This window comes from Sphingomonas sp. CBMAI 2297, from assembly GCF_029870595.1.
Taxonomy (GTDB): Bacteria; Pseudomonadota; Alphaproteobacteria; order Sphingomonadales; family Sphingomonadaceae; genus Sphingomonas.
In genome coordinates this window covers 1-16,769 of record NZ_JAPDIR010000014.1, presented here as the reverse complement: position 1 = coordinate 16,769, position 16,769 = coordinate 1, and the positions used below count along the sequence as shown (strand labels likewise).

The following is a 16,769-nucleotide window of genomic DNA, read 5'->3' as shown; positions in this document are numbered from 1 at the left end:
CCGCGGATCGGCTAAGGCCGCGCGCATGACGATGTCCTTCGCAGATGCCGCCGACGCGCTGGTCGAGGTCGGCCGCCGGCTCGACGCGCGCGGCTGGGCCCCCGCCACCGCCGGCAATTATTCCGTCCGCCTCGACGACGGCAGCGTCGCCGTCACCGTGTCCGGCTGGCACAAGGGCCGGCTGACGCCCGCCGGCATCATGCGGGTCGACCTGGAGGGGAAGGGGCTCACCCCCGGCAAGCCCTCGGCCGAGACCGCGCTGCACCTTGCCATCTACCGGCTGTTTCCCGGCACGGGCGCCGTGCTCCACGGGCACTCGCCCGAGGCCGTCGGCATGACCCGCGCCGCCGCCGATGCCGGCGAATGGGTGTTCGCCGGCCATGAGATGCTCAAGGTCTTCCCCGGCAACGCCACGCACGAGGCCGAGATCCGCCTGCCCATCGTCGACAACAGCCAGGACATGGCGGTGATCGAGGCGGCGGTGACGCCCGCGCTGCTGGCGCCGGGCGCCGCGCCGGCCTATCTTATCCGCAGCCACGGGCTCTATGCCTGGGGCAAGGACCTGGCCGAGGCCGAGCGCGTGCTCGAGGGCACCGAATGGCTGATCGCCGCCGAACTGGCCGAAAGGGCATGGAAGCGATGACGCATCTCAGGGTCTTCGACGAGGCGGGCGGCGCGCCGCTCACCGATACGCGCGATGCCGGCGACATCGCCGCCGCGCTCGGCGGGATCGGCGTCCGCTTCGAGCAATGGCCCTCGCGCCCGCTCGCCGCCGATGCCGGGCAGGACGAAGTGCTCGAGGCCTTCGCCCCCGAGGTCGAGCGGCTCAAGGCCGAGAAGGGCTACCAGTCCGTCGACGTGATCCGCATGGTGCCCGATCATCCCGAAAAGGGTGCCCTGCGCACCAAGTTCCTTTCCGAGCATCGCCATTCGGAGGATGAGGTCCGCTTCTTCGTCGAGGGCGAGGGGCTGTTCACCCTGCGCGAAGGCGAGAGGATCTATGCCGTGCTGTGCGAGGAAGGCGACCTGATCTCGGTTCCGGCCGGCACCCGCCACTGGTTCGACATGGGGCCGAGCCCGCGCTTCACCGCGATCCGCCTGTTCACCAATGCGGACGGCTGGATCGCCAACTTCACCGGCGACGCCATTGCGGACCGCTTCCCCCGGCACGAGCCGGCCTGAGCCAACCACCGTCATCCCCGCGCAGGCGGGGATCCAGAGTCGTGAAGGACGTCGCTCTGCTATCCTGGATCCCCGCCTGCGCGGGGATGACGAAAGGGGCGGGGGGACGAAAGAAGAATGACCCACACTCCACCCAAGGCCATCCTCCTCGACATCGAAGGCACGACGAGCAGCATCAGCTTCGTCGCCGACGAGCTTTTCCCCTATGCGCGCAAGCATCTGGCGGAATTCGTTGCGAACAATCCCGAAGTCGCCGCGCCGATCCTGGCCCAGGTGCCGGGCGACGATCCCGTCGCCACGCTGCTCGCGTGGATCGACGAGGATCGCAAGGAAACCCCGCTCAAGACGCTCCAGGGCCTGATCTGGGCCCGGGGCTATGCCGATGGCGAGCTCAAGGGGCATGTCTATCCCGACACGCCCGAGGCGCTGCGCCGCTGGACGGCAGCCGGCCTCACGGTGAACATCTATTCCTCCGGCTCGATCGCCGCGCAGAAGCTGATCTTCGGCCATTCGATCGCCGGCGACCTGACGCCGTTCCTCAGCCGCTATTTCGACACGACCACCGGCCCCAAGCGCGACAGCGATTCCTATTCCAGGATCGTCGACGCCCTCGATCTCGCGCCTTCCGAGCTGCTGTTCGTCTCGGACATGGCCGCCGAAGTCGATGCCGCGCACGAGGCGGGGCTCCAGGCGCTGCTGATCGACCGCGAAGGCGGCCCGGCCGACATCCATTCTCTGGCGGAAGTGCTCCCATGATCCTCGAAGGCCGTCCCACGCGCTCGATCCGCCGCACCGAAGACGGCAGGGGCGTGGTCATCCTCGACCAGCGCAAGCTTCCCTGGGAAGTGCAATGGGTCGAACTGCGCGACGTCGATGCCGCCGCGGTGGCGATCCGCGAGATGTGGACGCGCGGCGCGCCGATGATCGGCGCCACCGCCGCCTATGGCTATGCGATGGCGCTCGCGGCCGATCCCGGCGACGCGAACCTCCAGGCGGCGTACGAGACGCTGTTCGAGACGCGCCCGACCGCGATCAACCTGCGCTGGGCGCTCGACGCGGTTCGCGCGGCGGTCGCCGAGCTGCCCGAGGGCGAGCGGGCGGCGGCGGCGTTCCGGCGCGCCGACGAAATCTGCGACGAGGATGCCGGGCTCTGCCGCGCGATCGGCGAGCATGGCCTGGAGCTGTTCCGCGAACTCCATGCGCGCAATCCCGATCGCCCGCTCAACATCCTCACCCATTGCAACGCAGGCTGGCTCGCCACGGTCGATTACGGCACCGCCACCGCGCCGATCTATCTCGCGCACGATGCCGGCATCCCGGTCCATGTCTGGGTGGACGAGACGCGCCCGCGCAATCAGGGCGCGCTGCTGACCGCGTTCGAGCTGCGCAACCACGGCGTGCCGCACACGGTGATCGCCGACAATGCCGGCGGCCTGCTGATGATGAAGGGGCAGGTCGACGCGGTGGTGGTCGGCACCGATCGCGTTACCCGCAACGGCGATGTCTGCAACAAGATCGGCACCTATCTGAAGGCGCTCGCCGCGCACGACAATGATGTGCCCTTCTATGTCGCGCTGCCCTACACCACGTTCGACCCGAACACCGAGAGCGGCGCCGACATCCCGATCGAGGAGCGCAGCGCCGAGGAGCTGACCCGGCTGAGCGGGCCGGGGGCAAGCGGGGAAATCGGAACTGTCCGTGTCACCGACTCCCCCGCCGCCAATCCAGCATTCGACGTGACCCCCGCGCGGCTGGTGACGGGCTACATCACCGAGCGCGGGGTGCTGGACAGGATCTGACCCCGGGCGCGCGAGGCGGCGCGGAATGCGTGCCTCGCGCCATCGCCCTTGATCGCAGGACTCCGCCTCAGCGCGGCTCGGTCTTCACCGTGGTGGTCGTGGTGGTCGATGCCGCGGCCGGGCGCGACACGGTGGTGCTGGTGGTCCTGCGCACCGGCGCCTTCCGCACCGTCGTCGTCTTGCGCGCCGCCGGCTGGGTCGTGGTGGTCTCGATCGTGGTCGCGACCGGCTGGGCCGCCGCGGCGCGCACCGCCGCCGCATCCGCCGCCGCCGATTGCGCCGCCTGGGCGGCCATGTCGGCACGGGCGTTCGCCGCCGCCGCATTGCCCTGGGCCACCGCCGCGGCATCTTGCGCGGCCGCGCGCTGGCTGGCCTCCGCCGCCGCGTCCGCCGAAGCCGAGGCCGCCGCGGCCTGCGCATCACGGCGTGCGTCGCGCTCGGCCGCCATGCGCGCGTCCTTGTTGCGCTCGGCCTCGGCCAGTGCCTGGTCGGCCAGGCCCGAGGCGCGGCGCGCTTCGTTGATCGTCGAATCGCGATGGTCGCGCGCCAGCTGGTCCTTGGCGACGCGCAGCGCCTCCTCGGCCTTGGCCATGGTCTCGCCGGCATAGGTCTGGGCACCGGCGGTCTGCGCCGCCTCCACCTTGGCGGTGGCCTCGGTCACGGCGGTGCGCGCCCGGTCGATGCGGCTCTGGGCGAGCGACGGGGTCGCGACGAGCAGCGCGGTCACCGCCGCGCCGCGCATCAGGAACTTGATGTTACGCATGGTACAACTCCAATCTGTCCCGCGGCGCGGCGAACGTGCCGGAAACGAGACGAGTTGCACGCCGCACGGCGAAGCGGGCCGTTCCGTGGGTGAACCGCCCCGCCGCCGGCCGGTCAGCCGCTGGCCAGCCGTTCCCGGGCCTCGGCGATTCGGGCGATCGCGGCGTCGAGCGTGGCGTCTTCCTTGACGAAGCAGAAGCGCGCCACGCTGGTCACCGGCTGCTCGGCATAAAAGGCCGAGACGGGGATGCAGGCGACGCCGGCCTCGTCGATCAGCCGGTTGGCGAAGGCGACATCGTCCAGGGCGATGCCCGAGGCGGCGAGGTCGACCGAGAGGAAATAGGTCGCCGCGCTCGGCAGCACCGCGAAGCCGGCGGCGGCGAGCCCGGCGCGCAGCCGGTCGCGGCCGTGCTGGAAGCGGTGGCGGGCCTCCTGCACCCAGCCGTCCTGGGTGGCGAGCCCCTCGGCGACCGCCCATTGCAGGTTGGGCGGCGTGGTGAAGGTGAGGAACTGATGCGCCTTGGAAAGCACGCGGGCGATGGCGGGGGCGGCGCACATCCATCCGACCTTGAAGCCGGTCAGCGCGAAGATCTTGCCGGCCGAGCCGATCTTCACCGTGCGCTCGCGCATGCCGGGGAAGCCGATCAGCGGCAGGTGGCGGGCGCCGTCGAAGGTGACATGCTCCCATACCTCGTCGCAGATCGCGATCAGGTCGTGCGCGACGCAGAAATCGGCGAGCATCGCCAGCGCGTCCGCGCCGCACATGGTCGCGGCGGGATTGAGCGGGTTGTTGAGGATCAGCGCGCGCGTCCGGCTCGACACCGCGGCTTCCAGCGCCGCCCGGTCGATCTTCCATTCGGGCGGCTGGAGGCGCACGAATTTCGGCACGCCGCCGGCCTGGCGGATCAGCGGCACATAGGCGTCGTAGAGCGGCTGGAAGCAGATCACCTCGTCGCCGGGGGAGACGCAGGCGAAGATCGCGGCGGCCAGCGCCTCGGTCGCGCCGGAGGTTACCACCACTTCCTCCGCCGTCAGGTTGAGCCCCTGGTGGCGGGCATAATGGTCCGCCACCGCATGGCGCAGCTCGGGCAGGCCGAGCATCGGCGGATATTGGTTCGACCGTTCCACCACAGCCCTGGCCGCGGCCTCCAGCACCGCCTCCGGCCCGCGCCCGTCGGCGAAGCCCTGGCCCAGGTTGATCGCCCCGGTCGCGCGCGCGCGGGCGGACATGGCTTCGAAGATGGTGGTGCCCATCCGGGCGTAGAGCGGGTTCATGGGGCCGAGCTTGTGGCGGCTTGCATCTTTGGGTGCAACCGCCGCATTAGCCTGACGTTCAGGCTTGCGCCAATAGAGGAAGACCATGAGCAAGAAGCCGCCACTGCCCGAGGATGCCCAGTCGCCCCACCCGGTCGAGGAGGCGTCGCACGATCACCACGAGGGGAGCGAGGCGCTGCAGGCCGTCAAGGACATTGCCGAGGCCAGGAAGCGCTGGAAGCCCGATGCCAAGCAGATCGGCATGGGCGCCGCGATCGGCATCGGCTCGGCGGCGATCGTCGCCGGCCTGCTCTACTGGCGCGGCGGCAAGAAGTAATTTCTGCCGATCGGCGGCGAACCGGGTTCGTCGCTCGATCTTCGTCCTACGTCGCACCCGCCTCGTCATGCCCGGCACGCCCGGCCACAGGGCCAGCGTGCCGGCGCGACCTGAACCCGACAGTTGCGCCGGCATACATCCCTGTGCCGGACCGGATCGACGCCCGTGCCGGTGCCTGACGGGCGCCTTGCTTGCCGGGGCGCCCGTTTTGGCGCTCCTGTTCGGCCGTTCCCGTCGGTCGGCGGCGCGCCGCCCGGCCCGGCCTATCGGACCTGCCCGCGCGCCTGCGCCACCGCTGCGCGGATGCGGAAGACGTTGAACGCGACCTCGTCCATCTGGACCGGGCCGAGCATGGTGTAGCCGTCCGCCGCGACTGTCCGGGCCAGGCCGCCGAGCAGCATTTCCTGCCGCTGCTTCAGGAAGGCGTCGCCGGTGGGCGGCGGTATCGTCGCGGTCACGGCGCAGCCGCCGGCATCGCAGCGGAAATCGACTTCGGTGAGCAGCGGATAGGCCTGGCGGACATGGGCGATAACCTTGTCCGGCAGGGCCGGAAGGTGCGCCGCGGGGAGCGCCGCCGATGGCGGGCTGCTCGCCGTCATGGCCGGCATGTCCACGCGCACCAGGCCCTCGACGGGCCTGTCCGCGCCGTCCGCGCCGCGCTGGACGAGCCAGGCGCCGCTCGCGACGATCGCGGCGATGCCGCCCAGCACGAGCGCCCGCCGCGCGGCCTTGCGATTCTTTGCCATGCGCACCTCGATGACGGAGCCTCGCCGGGTTCCGCCCCGCGCCGCGGGAATATGGCGGCGCGGGGCGGAGTCGGTCAGCAGATGGTCGAGCCGGCCGGGCAGCCCGGCGAGTTCGGTCCCGAATCCAGATTGGGGTTGAACCCCGGCGTGATGCTGGTGTTCACCGTGGCGGCGAGCACGCCCGAGAAGCGGGCGTCCTTGTTGTCGAAATTGCCGCTGCCGAAATTATAGTTGGAGATCGCGTTGCGGACGCTGGCCGAGGGATAGCCGTTCCAGCTGATCAGCGGCTGGATCAGCCACTGGCCGGTGCCGTTCTCGGGCGGCTCGTCGCCATTGTCGGTCTTCGAGAAGCGCCACAGGTGCGAGAAGCCCCAGGTCTCGTAGTGATAGACCATCTTGACGTGCTGGCCGGTCGAATCGCTCTGGAAGCGCAGCTGGCCGCCGCTGGTGGCGCGGGTTTCCCAGCCGCCATGATCGCCACGCGTGACGCCGACCACGGTGCTGCTGGTGCCCTGGTCGGTCGTCCAGACGATGATCGATTCCCAGTCATAGGCGTGCGAGAAGTCCGACTGCCAGAAATAGCTGTAGACGCGGGCGCAATAGCCGTTGTTGCAGCGGGCGCGCACATAGACGTTGCTCGTCGTCCGGTAGCTGGGGTTGCGGCACGACGCCGGCGGCCGGGTCGCATAGGTCGACGCGCCCGCGCTGATCGCGCCCGCGGCATTGACCGCCGGCACGTTGAAGCAGACGTCGGTGTCGAAGTCGATCGCCGGCTGGAAGCGCTTGTCGAGCGCGGTGGCCAGTTCCGGCAGCGGCGCGACCGGCGCCGGCCAGCCCTGGGCCTGCGCCGCTTGCGGCAGCAGCGTCATGAGCGCCCCGAACGCGGCGATGGCGAGGGAGCGGACAGGCAGCGCGCCGAAGCCCATGCGCGCGCCCTGCCTGTCTTCATGCGATCCGTTCAGCGTCTGAAGTTGGTTTTCCATACAATCTCCCGTTATATGGTGTTTCTTACGTTGCGCATCGCCATCTACCTCCACAATCCATAGAATTGTGAAAGTAAATCCTCATTTTTCAAGCGATTCGCGTGGAGAATTATTTGGATATATTGTGAAATAAATATTTCTGTTTCCGGGTATGATCGTTAATTTTGTTTGAAGAGATGCGTTTGTTTGTGGTTTTATCGACGTGAATAGGGCGATGTTCTGGTAAACAATTTTCTTTGGGCATGGGGCCATGGGCAGGCAGGCGATGCTCGGTTCCCTTCCATGTCGTCCCGATGCCGGCGCGCGCGCACGCCTTCACAGGAGGAGACGGGGGATTGCGCGTATCCGGACAAAGTTTTTGCAGGCGCGGCGATCCGGCGTCCGCGAAAGGCTGGCGCACCCGAAGGGAGCGGCATCGAACCCGCCAGGGTTCGCAAGCGCGAACGCGCGCCCGAGCTCATGCGAGGTTCCGGAACAAGAAATGGCGCGCCCGAAAGGGAGTGACATCGAACCCGCCAGGGTTCGCAAGCGCGAACGCGCGCCCGAGTTCATGCGAGGTTCCAGAACAAGAAATGGCGCGCCCGGCTGGATTCGAACCAGCGACCACGAGCTTAGAAGGCACGTGCTCTATCCAACTGAGCTACGGGCGCGCGCAGCGTTGCCCTAGCGTGGATTGCACGGCAGCGGAACCGGGATCATACTCCTTGCATGAGCCAGGGGGACGGAAAGCCGGTGCAGGTCGCCGCGAGCGCGCTGCGGGGCGGGCATTTCCGCTACTACGACTTCGTGATGGCCGCCTTCGTCGCCATCATCCTGCTCTCGAACGTGCTCGGCGCGGGCAAGGTCTCGCAGGTCTGGCTGCCGTTCTACAACGGCTATTGGCCGTTCGGCGCCGGCATCCTGTTCTTCCCGATCTCCTATGTGATCGGCGACGTGCTGACCGAGGTCTATGGCTATGCCCGCGCCCGCCGGGTGATCTGGGCGGGCACCGCCGCGGTGCTGTTCATGGCGTTCATGTCCTGGGTGGTCGTGGCGCTGCCGCCGGCGCCGAGCTGGGGCAACCAGGCCGCGTACCAGACGATCTTCGGCCAGGTGCCGCGCATCGTCCTCGCCTCGGTCTGCGCCTTCTGGGCCGGCGAGTTCGTCAATTCCTATGTCCTCGCCCGGATGAAGATCCTGACCGACGGCAAGATGCTGTGGACCCGCACGATCGGCTCGACGATCGCCGGCGAGGGCGTCGACAGCCTCATCTTCTATCCGCTCGCCTTTCTGGGCGCGGAGGGGTGGACCACCACGCTGGTCGTCCAGGTGCTCTTCACCCAATGGGCGCTCAAGGTGGCATGGGAAGTGATATTGACGCCGGCCACCTATCTCGTCGTCGGCTTCCTCAAGCGCCGCGAGGGCGTGGACGTGTTCGACAAGGGAACTGATTTTACCCCATTCGCCATGCGGGTGTGACGCACCCTCATGGCAACGACCTCCGGGAGACAGGGCATGACTGCGACGACGGAAGAGACTTTCGGCAGCACCGGGCACGTCAACATCTTCTTCCGCGCCTGGCTGCCCGAGGGCGATGCGCGGGCGGTGGTGGTCCTCTGCCATGGCTTCAACGCGCATAGCGGCCAATATGCCTGGGTCGCCGCGCGGCTGGTCGAGCGCGGTTTCGCCGTCTATGCGCCCGACCTGCGCGGACGCGGGCGCTCGGGCGGCGAGCGTTTCTATGTCGAGGACATTGCCGATTACGTCCATGATCTCGGCGGGGCGATCGCCATCGCCAAGTCGCGCCATCCCGGGCTCAAGGTCTTCCTGCTCGGCCACAGCGCCGGCGGCGTCACCGGCGCCACCTATGTGCTCGACAACCAGGCCGAGATCGCCGGCTTCATCTGCGAGAGCTTCGCCTTCCAGGTGCCGGCGCCCGGCTTCCTGATCGCCGCGATCAAGGGGCTTGCCCATATCGCGCCCCATCTCGGCGTGCTCAAGCTCAAGAACGAGGATTTCTCGCGGGATCCGGGCGTGGTGGCCGCGCTCAACGCCGATCCCTATATCAAGGACGAGACGCAGCCCGCTGCCACCGTCGCCGCGCTCGCCCGGGCCGATGAGCGGCTCCGCGACAGTTTTCCCGCGATCACGATCCCGCTGCTCATCCTGCACGGCACCGACGATCATGCGACGGTGTGCCATGGCAGCGAGTTCTTCCATGAGACCGCCGGGTCGAGCGACAAGACGCTCAAGATCTACCCGGGGCATTATCACGACCTGCTCGCCGATCTCGGCAAGGAAAGCGTGATGGGCGACGTCCTCGATTGGATCGAAGCGCGAGTATAGCTGCAAATTTACGGAAGTTACGTATTTGTGGCTAATATAGTGGATTATTGTTACATATATTTGCCGAAACGGCCGATCCGCTGCGGGAACTCTCTATAGCGAGGGAAGTGGCAACCATATTGTTGCCTCCGCTGAGAGATTTGCCATGCACTGGTTCATCGCCAACGCGCCCATTCGCAAGAAGCTGCTCGTGTCGTTCGGTTCCATGGTGGGGCTTGTCGGGCTCACGCCGCTGACGTTGATGCTCATGCCCAGGCTCGCGCTCGCCGCCGGCGTGCTCGCCACGCTGGTCGCCGCCGTGCTGGGCGTCTGGTATCGGCACGCGATCGCCACGCCTTATGTGACGACCGTGGTGCGCATGGAGGCGCTGGCCGCCGGCGATCTGGCCAGCCCGATTCAGTTCACCGACTATCGGGACTGTGTCGGCCGCCTGACCAAGGCGATGTTCTCGTTCCGCGACACCGCCGCCGCCCAGATCCGGCAGAATGAGGAAGCCGAGCATCATGGCGAGATCGTGCGCGGCATGACCGTCAATCTCGAGCGGCTGGCCGAAGGCGACCTGACCGCCGACATCGTCGAGGAATATCCCGCCGCCTATGCGAAGCTGCGCGACAATTTCAACGCGGCGCTCGCCTCGCTGCGCAAGCTGCTCGGCGCGGTGGGGGAGAGCAGCGCCGCGATCCGCACCGGATCGGGCGAGATCGCCCAGGCGTCGGAGGATCTCGCGCGCCGGACCGAGGCGAATGCCGCCAGCCTCGAGCAGACTTCGGCCGCGATCACCCAGATGGACCAGCGCCTGAAGGCGACCGCCGCCGCGGCGAGCCGCACCGTGGCGCGCGCCGATGGCGCCACCACCACGGTCTCGGGCGGCCGCGAGGTGGTCGATCAGGCGGTGCAGGCGATGAACCGCGTCAACGACAGCGCCAAGGGCATCGACTCGGTGATCGAAGGGCTCGACAAGATCGCCTTCCAGACTCGCGTGCTCGCGATGAACGCCGCCGTCGAGGCCGGCCGCGCGGGCGAGGCGGGCAGGGGCTTCGCGGTCGTGGCCGACCTGGTCTCGGCGCTGGCCATGCGCGCCGAGGAAGAGGCCGGCCGCGCCCGCGAGCAGCTCACCGCGACTCAGGTCGACATCCTCGCCGCCGTGGAGATGGTCGAGAAGGTCGATGGCGCGCTGGCGAACATCGCCGAGGATGTGGGCGATGTGCATACGCTGCTCAACCAGATGGCCGACGACAATCAGGCCCAGTCGGTAGCGATCGGCGAGATCAGCACCGCGATCGGCGCGATGGACCAGTCGACTCAGCAGAATGCCGCGATGGTCGAGGAGACTTCGGCGGCGGCGCGCAATCTCACCGTGGAGATCGCCACGCTCGCCGACCAGGCCGGGCGCTTCCGGGTGACGGGCGGCGGGCGGCCGCTGTCCTTCCCGACTCCGGGCCTGGCAGCGTCGTCACGCGGCGAGCAGGCGGTGTCCGCGCTGCACTGAGCCGGGCGGTGGGCGGCCTACGCCACCGCCTCGAGCAGGCCCTCGAACAGGCGCCGGCCGTCGGTGCCGCCATGCGCGGCCTCGATGCGGCGCTCGGGGTGAGGCATCATGCCGAGCACATTGCCCGCCTTGTTGAGCACGCCGGCGATGTTGCGGGCCGAGCCGTTGATGTCGGCGGCGTAGCGGAAGGCGACACGGCCTTCGCCTTCGACCCGGTCGAGCGTTTCGGCATCGGCGAAGTAGTTGCCGTCATGATGCGCCACGGGGATCGTGATCGCTTCGCCCGAGCGATAGGCCGAAGTGAAGATCGACTGCGAATTGTCGACCGTCAGCGGCACGTCGCGGCACACGAAGTTGAGGCCGGAATTGCGCATCAGCGCGCCGGGCAGCAGCCCGGTCTCGGTGAGCACCTGGAAGCCGTTGCAGATGCCGATCACGGGCATGCCCTTGTCGGCCGCCTCGACCACGGCCCGCACCACCGGCGATCGCGCCGCGATCGCGCCGCAGCGCAGATAGTCGCCATAGGAGAAGCCGCCGGGCAGGGCGATCAGGCCCAGGCCCTGGGGCAGCTCGCTCTCGCCGTGCCAGACCATATGGGGCTTCACCCCCGTCACCGCCTCCAGCGCGACTGCGATGTCGCGATCGCAGTTGGAACCCGGAAAGACGATGACCGCGGTCTTCACAGCTTTTCCACCCGGTAGTTTTCGATGACGGTGTTGGCGAGCAGCTTGCGGCACATCTCGTCAACTGCTTCGTCGCTGGTCGAATCGGCCAGCTCGAGCTCGAAGATCTTGCCGGCGCGGACATCCTCCACGCCCTCGAACCCGAGGCCGCCCAAGGCATGCTGGATGGCCTTGCCCTGGGGATCGAGCACGCCGTTCTTCAAGGTGACGATGATGCGGAGCTTCATGGGCAGGGCCTATGGCGCCCCCGGGGCTTCGCTGCAAGGCTGGAGTTCAGGCATCTGGCGATCTGCCGGGCAATGCCATGCATCCCGGATGTCGAGACGGCGCCGCATCGCATGGTGGCTCGTTTGTGGGCTGGCCACCATCCTCTATTGGACGGCCCTGGGTCTCGATTTCCTGGCGCTGCAATATTGCCACGGGTTGAACTGTGCGATCGGTGCATCCGCGCGAGCGGCGCGGGCGAACGAGACGCTGGCCATTGGCGGTGCGCTGTTCCTGCTCCTGGCCGCAGGCGTGCTGGTGGCCGCGATGCGCCGCGCGGGGCGCATGCGATCCTGACCGAGCTTATTTTCCGCGGCGCTTGCGATGGCTTTCCAGGTCGAGCACGGCCGAATCATCGCCTTCCGGAAACAGGCCGAGCCGGCGCGCGACTTCCTGATAGGCTTCGACTTCGCCGCCCAGGTCGCGGCGGAAGCGGTCCTTGTCGAGCTTCTCGCCGGTGGCGATGTCCCACAGGCGGCAGCCGTCCGGGCTGATCTCGTCGGCCAGGATGATGCGGCTATAGTCATTGTCCCAGATCCGGCCGAATTCGAGCTTGAAGTCGACCAGGCGGATGCCGATGCCGGCGAAGAGGCCCGACAGGAAGTCGTTCACGCGGATGGCCATGTCGGCCATGTCGTGCAGCTCTTCCTGGCTCGCCCAGCCGAAGCACAATATGTGCTCGTCGGTGACCAGCGGGTCGCCGAGCGCATCGTCCTTGTAGTAATATTCGATGATCGTCCGGGGCAGTGGCGTGCCTTCCTCGATCCCCAGCTTCTTGGAGAGCGAGCCGGCGACGATGTTGCGCACCACCACTTCGATCGGCACGATCTCGACCTGGCGGATCAGCTGCTCGCGCATGTTGAGGCGGCGGATGAAGTGCGTCGGGATGCCGATGCCGGCGAGCAGCGTGAAGACATGCTCGGAAATCCGGTTGTTGAGCACGCCCTTGCCGTTGATCGTGCCCTTCTTCTGGGCGTTGAAGGCCGTCGCGTCATCCTTGAAATACTGGATCAGCGTGCCGGGCTCGGGACCCTCGTAGAGGATCTTAGCCTTGCCTTCGTAGATCTGCCGGCGGCGTGCCATCGGGTGCTCGTTCCCCTGGAAAGTCATTGCCCCGGCGGCGCGGGGAATCCGCTGGCCTGCCGGGGCGAGAGGTGGGGCTATACCCAAAGGGGGAGAGGGGTGCAATCATGCATCCTCGCCCATGGGTGCTAATCCGGCACTTTGCCACTTGCAGGCGGCGAGGCGGGGGCGGTGCGCGCCGTCCCCGCTTGCCGGGCAATCAGTGCGTATGCTCTTCCGCGTCGTCGCGGGAGAACCAGCGCTGGATGAGGTTGCGATTGTCGCTACGGGCGCGATTGTCCCGGCCGTCATGGCTCCCCTCATGGCCATTGTCATAGCCGTCGTCGTGACGCGGCTCGACATCGGGGCCCACCGCGCGGCCATGGATGATCCAGCGCAGGACCAGCACCACCGCCAGCATCAGCAGGCACCATGGCCCGATGCTGGCGAGCAGCTGGACGAGCTGGGCGACCGAATTCTCGAGCGTCTGGCCCGCGGTGCGGAAATTGGCCTCGGACGATCCCAGGCCGCTCAGCGCGCTGCTCGATTCATAGGTGAACAGCATCGGCGTGTTGGCCAGCGTCTGGCCCTGGCTCGCCTCCACCTCGGCGATCACCGCGAGCGCGTTCTGCAGGCGCGCGGCGCGGGCCTGGCCGTCCGGCGTGGTGCTGGTGCGCGCATTCTGCAGCTGGTCCTGCAGCCGCTTCACCACCGCGATGCTGCGCGCCGAGGCGGTGGCGTCGGCGCCGCTGATCTCGGTGTCGGTCAGCACGCCATAGGCGGTCGCCACATTCGCGGTGACGGCATCGCCGAACCGGCGCGCGATCGACGGATCGATGCGGATGGTGAGCACCGCGCGGGTGTGGTTGCCGTCATCGACGCGATACCGCATCGCGAGGATGCGGCAGCGCGCCGGCCCCATCCGGTCGCAGGCATCGGCATTGGACTGGAGCACGCCCTTCACCTTGGCGCCGGGCAGGCGATAGGCATAGCGATAGTCGAAGCCGGTGCCGGTCGAGGCGAACGCCTCGGCATTGGCCGCCGATCCGAATTCGGAACGGTCCTTGCCGTCCGCCGGCGGTCGATTGAGATCGTCGCATCCCGCGAGCAGCGCAAGCGCCGCCAATGCCCAAACGACTCGCATGGGTTCCTCCCTGTTCCTTGACCAAGGAGTAACCATATTTTGTGACGGGCCCAACATGAATGGATCGAGCCGCGCATCCCTTTTCGGGATCGGGGTCCGCGATATCAGCGATGCTTATGGTTGGCGGGCGGCGTTGCAGGCCGCCCGCCGCTTCGCGGTTCCGAGGGATCGATCAGGGAACGGCGGAGATCCGGACCACGCCGCCGCGCTGGGCCAGCGCATGCTGGCGCGCCGCGGCGATCTGCTGGCGGGCAAGCGCCCGGCAGCGCAGCGCGTCGGGCGCCGGGGTCAGATAGCCGGGCCGGTCGGCCGGGCAGACCTGGTCGAGCGCCCGGGCGAGGCGCCGGTCCAGCGCCCGGCGGTCCGCGGCGCGCGACAGGTCGAGATCGGCATAGGAGATGCGAACGCTCCCATCGCCCTGCCGGGCCTGGGCGATCACCGGCACGGCGGCCGGGGAGAGGATCAGCAGGAGCGGGATGAGGGTCTTGATCATGGCTTGGTTCCTTGGATGTCGCGCCATGTTCGGCACCCCGTTCATTTGCGCCCGAACCCGCCGCCGGGCCAACAAATCATTGGCAAAGTATCATAAGCTGTGCTTGTATATAGAGATGCGTCGCCTTCCTCCGCTCGCCGCCGTCCGCGTGTTCGAGGCCGCTTCCCGGCACGGCAATTTCACGCGCGCCGCCGAAGAACTGGGGATGACCCAGGCGGCGGTGAGCTATCAGATGAAGCTGCTCGAGGAGCGGCTGGGCGCGCCGCTGTTCGCGCGCAGCGGGCGCGGCATCGCGCTCACCGATCTCGGACGGCGGATCGCGCCGCAGGTGACGGGCGCGTTCGATGCGATGGGGGACGCCTTTGCCGCGGTCCATGCCGAAACGGAAAGCGTCATCAGCATCACCGCGCCCCGCACCCTGGCGACCAACTGGCTGGCGAGCCGGCTGGGCTCGTTCCAGCTCGCGCGCCCGGACCTTGCCGTGCGGCTGCATGTCGGGGACGAGATGATCGACCTGCTGGCGGGCGAGGCCGATGTCGCGCTGCGCGGCGCGCCGGGCCCGCTGCCGGGGCATGGCTGCCATTTCCTGATGCGGATGCCGATCACTCCGCTCGCCAATCCCGCCTTCCTCGCCGAGCATCCGCCGATCCGCACCCCGCGGGACCTGCTCGAGCTACCGCGCCTCACCTATCGCGACGATTGGTGGGACTTGTGGTTCGCGGCGGCGATGGGTGCGGCGCCGGATACCAGCCAGGCGGCGGGCATCCGCTTCGATTCGCAGATCCTGGACGGCAATGCCGCGATCGCCGGGCACGGCGTCGCGATCCTGAGTCCGCCGATGTGGCAGACCGCGATCGATGCGGGGCAGCTCGTCCAGCCGCTTCCCCAGATCGCGCAGTACCGGAACGCCTTCTGGCTGATGTATGCCGATGGCAAGCGCAACCAGCCGAAGATCCGCGCCTTTCGCGACTGGCTGCTGGAGGAAGTGAAGACCGCATTGGGGGACGATCCGCATGGCGCGCTCGTCCCCCCGGAGGCGGCTTAGAAGCGCACCCCGATGCCGGTCAGCAGCTGGTGGCGGTCTTTCTTGAAGTTGCCGATATCCTCATAGCGCGTGTAGCGATATTCGGCCTTGGCATAGACGTTCGAGGTGAGCTTCTGCTCGAGGCCGGCGCCCAGCCGAACGCCGTTGGACTTCAGGTCGTCATATTTCTTGCCCGTGCTGGAGCGCGTGCTGTAGCTCTGCTCGGCCCAGCCGGCCTTGGCGTAGATCAGCGTCCTCGGGCTCAGCGCATAGCCGATGCGCCCGGAGATATCGATGTCGCGCCCGGCGCTGGTCCGGTAGGTTTCGGTGGTGTTGGGCGGGAAGGGGCCGAATTTGGTGTTGCCGGCGACCATCCAGCCGATCCCCGCCTCGACACCGAGCGTGACGCGCTTCCCGATGGCGACGTCATAGCCGACAGCGCCGCCGGCGCGCATGCCGGTCAGTTCCTTGCCGCTGACGGCGTCGTCGCCGCTCTGGTCGAGGCCGATCGTGGCTTCGACGCGCGGTCCGGCGAAGCTGCTGGCGGGGGTATTGTTGGTTTCCTGCGCAAGGGCAGTATTCGCGCCGACGAGGCAAGTCGCGGCGGCGGCGATCAGGATCGCGTTACGCATTATTGTGTGCTTTCGTTCGAGTTCCCCTGTGTTTCGGAGACGGAACGAGCTTAGGTATCCCGTAATAGCCTGTAGAAAAATTTCGATACCTGAGGAGGATTACGGAAAACGGCAAGTAGTTGTTGGGATTAAGGCGGGGATTATGGCGGCATCGTGGCTGATCGCCGGGTGCTGGCCCTATTCTATGCGCAATGGATATCGGGAGTGTGGGCCGCCGATGGCTTCATCCGCCCGGTCACCCCGTGCGAGATATCAGATGGGGAATCCTGAGGTGCCCGCCCGTGGTACCTGCCTGAAGCCGCTGAGTGACGATCCGCCCCGGGGCACGGCCCAAGCCCTTGCCGTCATCCCCTTTCCTTCAGCCGTGATCCCCGCGGCCCCTCGGTCATCCCCGCGGCCCCTTCGTCATCCCTGCGGCCCCTTCGTCATCCCCGCGCAGGCGGGGATCCAGGGCCAAGGGCGGATTGCGCACGGTCAAGCCCCGCGCTTCGGAGAGTGCTCGCCCGCTGGGATCTTTGTCCCCCGCTATCCTGGATCCCCGCCTGCGCGGGGGTGACAGGGAAGGGATGGCGGCGAAGGGGGGACGGGGG

20 protein-coding genes and 1 tRNA gene are annotated in these 16,769 nt (G+C 67.9%); 10 read left to right on the top strand and 11 right to left on the bottom strand.

What is annotated here, in order from left to right:
• Window positions 1–25 precede the first annotated feature (25 nt).
• The 4 genes from mtnB (at window position 26) to mtnA (ending at window position 2,981) form a co-directional block, all read left to right on the top strand.
• On the top strand, window positions 26–643 hold the full coding sequence (gene mtnB, locus OMP43_RS17635; RefSeq protein WP_280280844.1) for a methylthioribulose 1-phosphate dehydratase: 618 nt from the start codon (window positions 26–28) through the stop codon (window positions 641–643).
• Entirely contained in the window at window positions 640–1,182 is a 543-nt protein-coding gene (locus tag OMP43_RS17630) for a cupin domain-containing protein (protein WP_348538610.1), read from the top strand. The genes mtnB and OMP43_RS17630 overlap by 4 nt, the downstream gene beginning before the upstream one ends.
• A gap of 117 nt (window positions 1,183–1,299) precedes the next feature.
• The gene (gene mtnC, locus OMP43_RS17625) at window positions 1,300–1,938 is read left to right on the top strand and encodes an acireductone synthase (protein ID WP_280280842.1); all 639 of its coding nucleotides are present in this window, start codon (window positions 1,300–1,302) and stop codon (window positions 1,936–1,938) included.
• Window positions 1,935–2,981 carry an S-methyl-5-thioribose-1-phosphate isomerase gene (gene mtnA, locus OMP43_RS17620; protein WP_280280841.1) on the top strand — a complete coding sequence of 349 codons (1,047 nt, stop codon included), beginning with the start codon at window positions 1,935–1,937 and terminating at the stop codon, window positions 2,979–2,981. The genes mtnC and mtnA overlap by 4 nt, the downstream gene beginning before the upstream one ends.
• Window positions 2,982–3,048: 67 nt before the next feature.
• Here mtnA and OMP43_RS17615 read toward each other — a convergent pair whose 3' ends face one another.
• Together OMP43_RS17615 and OMP43_RS17610 are read right to left on the bottom strand one after the other, a co-directional pair.
• Window positions 3,049–3,744, bottom strand: a complete 696-nt coding sequence (locus OMP43_RS17615; protein WP_280280840.1) for a hypothetical protein — start codon at window positions 3,742–3,744, stop codon at window positions 3,049–3,051.
• A 113-nt stretch (window positions 3,745–3,857) separates the two neighbouring features.
• Window positions 3,858–5,018 (bottom strand): aminotransferase, encoded by a 1,161-nt coding sequence (locus tag OMP43_RS17610; protein WP_280280839.1) that lies wholly within the window; start codon window positions 5,016–5,018, stop codon window positions 3,858–3,860.
• A gap of 85 nt (window positions 5,019–5,103) precedes the next feature.
• Between OMP43_RS17610 and OMP43_RS17605 the strand changes: the two genes are divergently transcribed.
• Entirely contained in the window at window positions 5,104–5,334 is a 231-nt protein-coding gene (locus OMP43_RS17605; protein ID WP_280280838.1) for a hypothetical protein, read from the top strand.
• 263 nt (window positions 5,335–5,597) lie between these two features.
• Here the strand turns inward: OMP43_RS17605 and OMP43_RS17600 are convergent, their stop codons facing one another.
• The 3 genes from OMP43_RS17600 to OMP43_RS17590 all read right to left on the bottom strand — a co-directional run bounded on the left by OMP43_RS17600 (window position 5,598) and on the right by OMP43_RS17590 (window position 7,713).
• Entirely contained in the window at window positions 5,598–6,080 is a 483-nt protein-coding gene (locus OMP43_RS17600) for a hypothetical protein (RefSeq protein ID WP_280280837.1), read from the bottom strand.
• A 74-nt stretch (window positions 6,081–6,154) separates the two neighbouring features.
• Window positions 6,155–7,063 (bottom strand): NPP1 family protein, encoded by a 909-nt coding sequence (locus tag OMP43_RS17595; protein WP_280280836.1) that lies wholly within the window; start codon window positions 7,061–7,063, stop codon window positions 6,155–6,157.
• 573 nt (window positions 7,064–7,636) lie between these two features.
• A tRNA-Arg gene (locus OMP43_RS17590) sits at window positions 7,637–7,713 on the bottom strand.
• 58 nt (window positions 7,714–7,771) lie between these two features.
• Here OMP43_RS17590 and OMP43_RS17585 point away from each other — a divergent pair.
• The 3 genes from OMP43_RS17585 to OMP43_RS17575 all read left to right on the top strand — a co-directional run bounded on the left by OMP43_RS17585 (window position 7,772) and on the right by OMP43_RS17575 (window position 10,877).
• A complete protein-coding gene (locus OMP43_RS17585) occupies window positions 7,772–8,521 on the top strand; it encodes a queuosine precursor transporter (protein ID WP_280280835.1) in 750 nt (249 codons plus the stop codon).
• A gap of 36 nt (window positions 8,522–8,557) precedes the next feature.
• Complete coding sequence (locus OMP43_RS17580; RefSeq protein ID WP_280280834.1) at window positions 8,558–9,388, top strand: alpha/beta hydrolase; 831 nt, start codon at window positions 8,558–8,560, stop codon at window positions 9,386–9,388.
• A gap of 145 nt (window positions 9,389–9,533) precedes the next feature.
• Window positions 9,534–10,877: a methyl-accepting chemotaxis protein gene (locus OMP43_RS17575; RefSeq protein ID WP_280280833.1), complete on the top strand. Its 1,344-nt coding sequence runs from the start codon at window positions 9,534–9,536 to the stop codon at window positions 10,875–10,877.
• Window positions 10,878–10,894: 17 nt separating this feature from the next.
• On the opposite strand, the gene purQ is transcribed toward OMP43_RS17575, so the two are convergent.
• Together purQ and purS are read right to left on the bottom strand one after the other, a co-directional pair.
• Window positions 10,895–11,560 (bottom strand): phosphoribosylformylglycinamidine synthase subunit PurQ, encoded by a 666-nt coding sequence (gene purQ / locus OMP43_RS17570; RefSeq protein WP_280280832.1) that lies wholly within the window; start codon window positions 11,558–11,560, stop codon window positions 10,895–10,897.
• Window positions 11,557–11,787 (bottom strand): phosphoribosylformylglycinamidine synthase subunit PurS, encoded by a 231-nt coding sequence (gene purS, locus OMP43_RS17565; protein WP_183996438.1) that lies wholly within the window; start codon window positions 11,785–11,787, stop codon window positions 11,557–11,559. The genes purQ and purS overlap by 4 nt, the downstream gene beginning before the upstream one ends.
• On the opposite strand from purS, the gene OMP43_RS17560 reads away from it, so the two are divergent.
• On the top strand, window positions 11,774–12,121 hold the full coding sequence (locus tag OMP43_RS17560; protein WP_280280831.1) for a hypothetical protein: 348 nt from the start codon (window positions 11,774–11,776) through the stop codon (window positions 12,119–12,121). The genes purS and OMP43_RS17560 overlap by 14 nt on opposite strands.
• A gap of 6 nt (window positions 12,122–12,127) precedes the next feature.
• On the opposite strand, the gene purC is transcribed toward OMP43_RS17560, so the two are convergent.
• From purC to OMP43_RS17545, 3 genes are all read right to left on the bottom strand, one after another.
• Window positions 12,128–12,907 (bottom strand): phosphoribosylaminoimidazolesuccinocarboxamide synthase, encoded by a 780-nt coding sequence (gene purC / locus OMP43_RS17555; RefSeq protein ID WP_280280830.1) that lies wholly within the window; start codon window positions 12,905–12,907, stop codon window positions 12,128–12,130.
• A gap of 199 nt (window positions 12,908–13,106) precedes the next feature.
• The gene (locus OMP43_RS17550) at window positions 13,107–14,030 is read right to left on the bottom strand and encodes a hypothetical protein (protein ID WP_280280829.1); all 924 of its coding nucleotides are present in this window, start codon (window positions 14,028–14,030) and stop codon (window positions 13,107–13,109) included.
• A 172-nt stretch (window positions 14,031–14,202) separates the two neighbouring features.
• Entirely contained in the window at window positions 14,203–14,523 is a 321-nt protein-coding gene (locus tag OMP43_RS17545; protein WP_280280828.1) for a UrcA family protein, read from the bottom strand.
• 115 nt (window positions 14,524–14,638) lie between these two features.
• Between OMP43_RS17545 and OMP43_RS17540 the strand changes: the two genes are divergently transcribed.
• Window positions 14,639–15,568, top strand: a complete 930-nt coding sequence (locus OMP43_RS17540; protein ID WP_280280827.1) for a LysR substrate-binding domain-containing protein — start codon at window positions 14,639–14,641, stop codon at window positions 15,566–15,568.
• On the opposite strand, the gene OMP43_RS17535 is transcribed toward OMP43_RS17540, so the two are convergent.
• Entirely contained in the window at window positions 15,565–16,179 is a 615-nt protein-coding gene (locus OMP43_RS17535; protein WP_280280826.1) for a porin family protein, read from the bottom strand. The genes OMP43_RS17540 and OMP43_RS17535 overlap by 4 nt on opposite strands.
• Between the last annotated feature and the right edge of the window lie 590 nt (window positions 16,180–16,769).

Coding starts and splice junctions, on each gene's coding strand:
- OMP43_RS17630 (WP_348538610.1), top strand. CDS start 640: ATGACGCATCTCAGGGTCTTCGACGAGGCGGGCGGCGCGCCGCTCACC.
- purS (WP_183996438.1), bottom strand. CDS start 11,787: ATGAAGCTCCGCATCATCGTCACCTTGAAGAACGGCGTGCTCGATCCC.
- purC (WP_280280830.1), bottom strand. CDS start 12,907: ATGGCACGCCGCCGGCAGATCTACGAAGGCAAGGCTAAGATCCTCTAC.
- mtnA (WP_280280841.1), top strand. CDS start 1,935: ATGATCCTCGAAGGCCGTCCCACGCGCTCGATCCGCCGCACCGAAGAC.
- OMP43_RS17545 (WP_280280828.1), bottom strand. CDS start 14,523: ATGATCAAGACCCTCATCCCGCTCCTGCTGATCCTCTCCCCGGCCGCC.
- mtnB (WP_280280844.1), top strand. CDS start 26: ATGACGATGTCCTTCGCAGATGCCGCCGACGCGCTGGTCGAGGTCGGC.
- OMP43_RS17540 (WP_280280827.1), top strand. CDS start 14,639: ATGCGTCGCCTTCCTCCGCTCGCCGCCGTCCGCGTGTTCGAGGCCGCT.
- OMP43_RS17575 (WP_280280833.1), top strand. CDS start 9,534: ATGCACTGGTTCATCGCCAACGCGCCCATTCGCAAGAAGCTGCTCGTG.
- OMP43_RS17585 (WP_280280835.1), top strand. CDS start 7,772: ATGAGCCAGGGGGACGGAAAGCCGGTGCAGGTCGCCGCGAGCGCGCTG.
- OMP43_RS17615 (WP_280280840.1), bottom strand. CDS start 3,744: ATGCGTAACATCAAGTTCCTGATGCGCGGCGCGGCGGTGACCGCGCTG.
- OMP43_RS17535 (WP_280280826.1), bottom strand. CDS start 16,179: ATGCGTAACGCGATCCTGATCGCCGCCGCCGCGACTTGCCTCGTCGGC.
- OMP43_RS17595 (WP_280280836.1), bottom strand. CDS start 7,063: ATGGAAAACCAACTTCAGACGCTGAACGGATCGCATGAAGACAGGCAG.
- OMP43_RS17580 (WP_280280834.1), top strand. CDS start 8,558: ATGACTGCGACGACGGAAGAGACTTTCGGCAGCACCGGGCACGTCAAC.
- OMP43_RS17600 (WP_280280837.1), bottom strand. CDS start 6,080: ATGGCAAAGAATCGCAAGGCCGCGCGGCGGGCGCTCGTGCTGGGCGGC.
- OMP43_RS17605 (WP_280280838.1), top strand. CDS start 5,104: ATGAGCAAGAAGCCGCCACTGCCCGAGGATGCCCAGTCGCCCCACCCG.
- mtnC (WP_280280842.1), top strand. CDS start 1,300: ATGACCCACACTCCACCCAAGGCCATCCTCCTCGACATCGAAGGCACG.
- OMP43_RS17560 (WP_280280831.1), top strand. CDS start 11,774: ATGCGGAGCTTCATGGGCAGGGCCTATGGCGCCCCCGGGGCTTCGCTG.
- OMP43_RS17550 (WP_280280829.1), bottom strand. CDS start 14,030: ATGCGAGTCGTTTGGGCATTGGCGGCGCTTGCGCTGCTCGCGGGATGC.
- OMP43_RS17610 (WP_280280839.1), bottom strand. CDS start 5,018: ATGAACCCGCTCTACGCCCGGATGGGCACCACCATCTTCGAAGCCATG.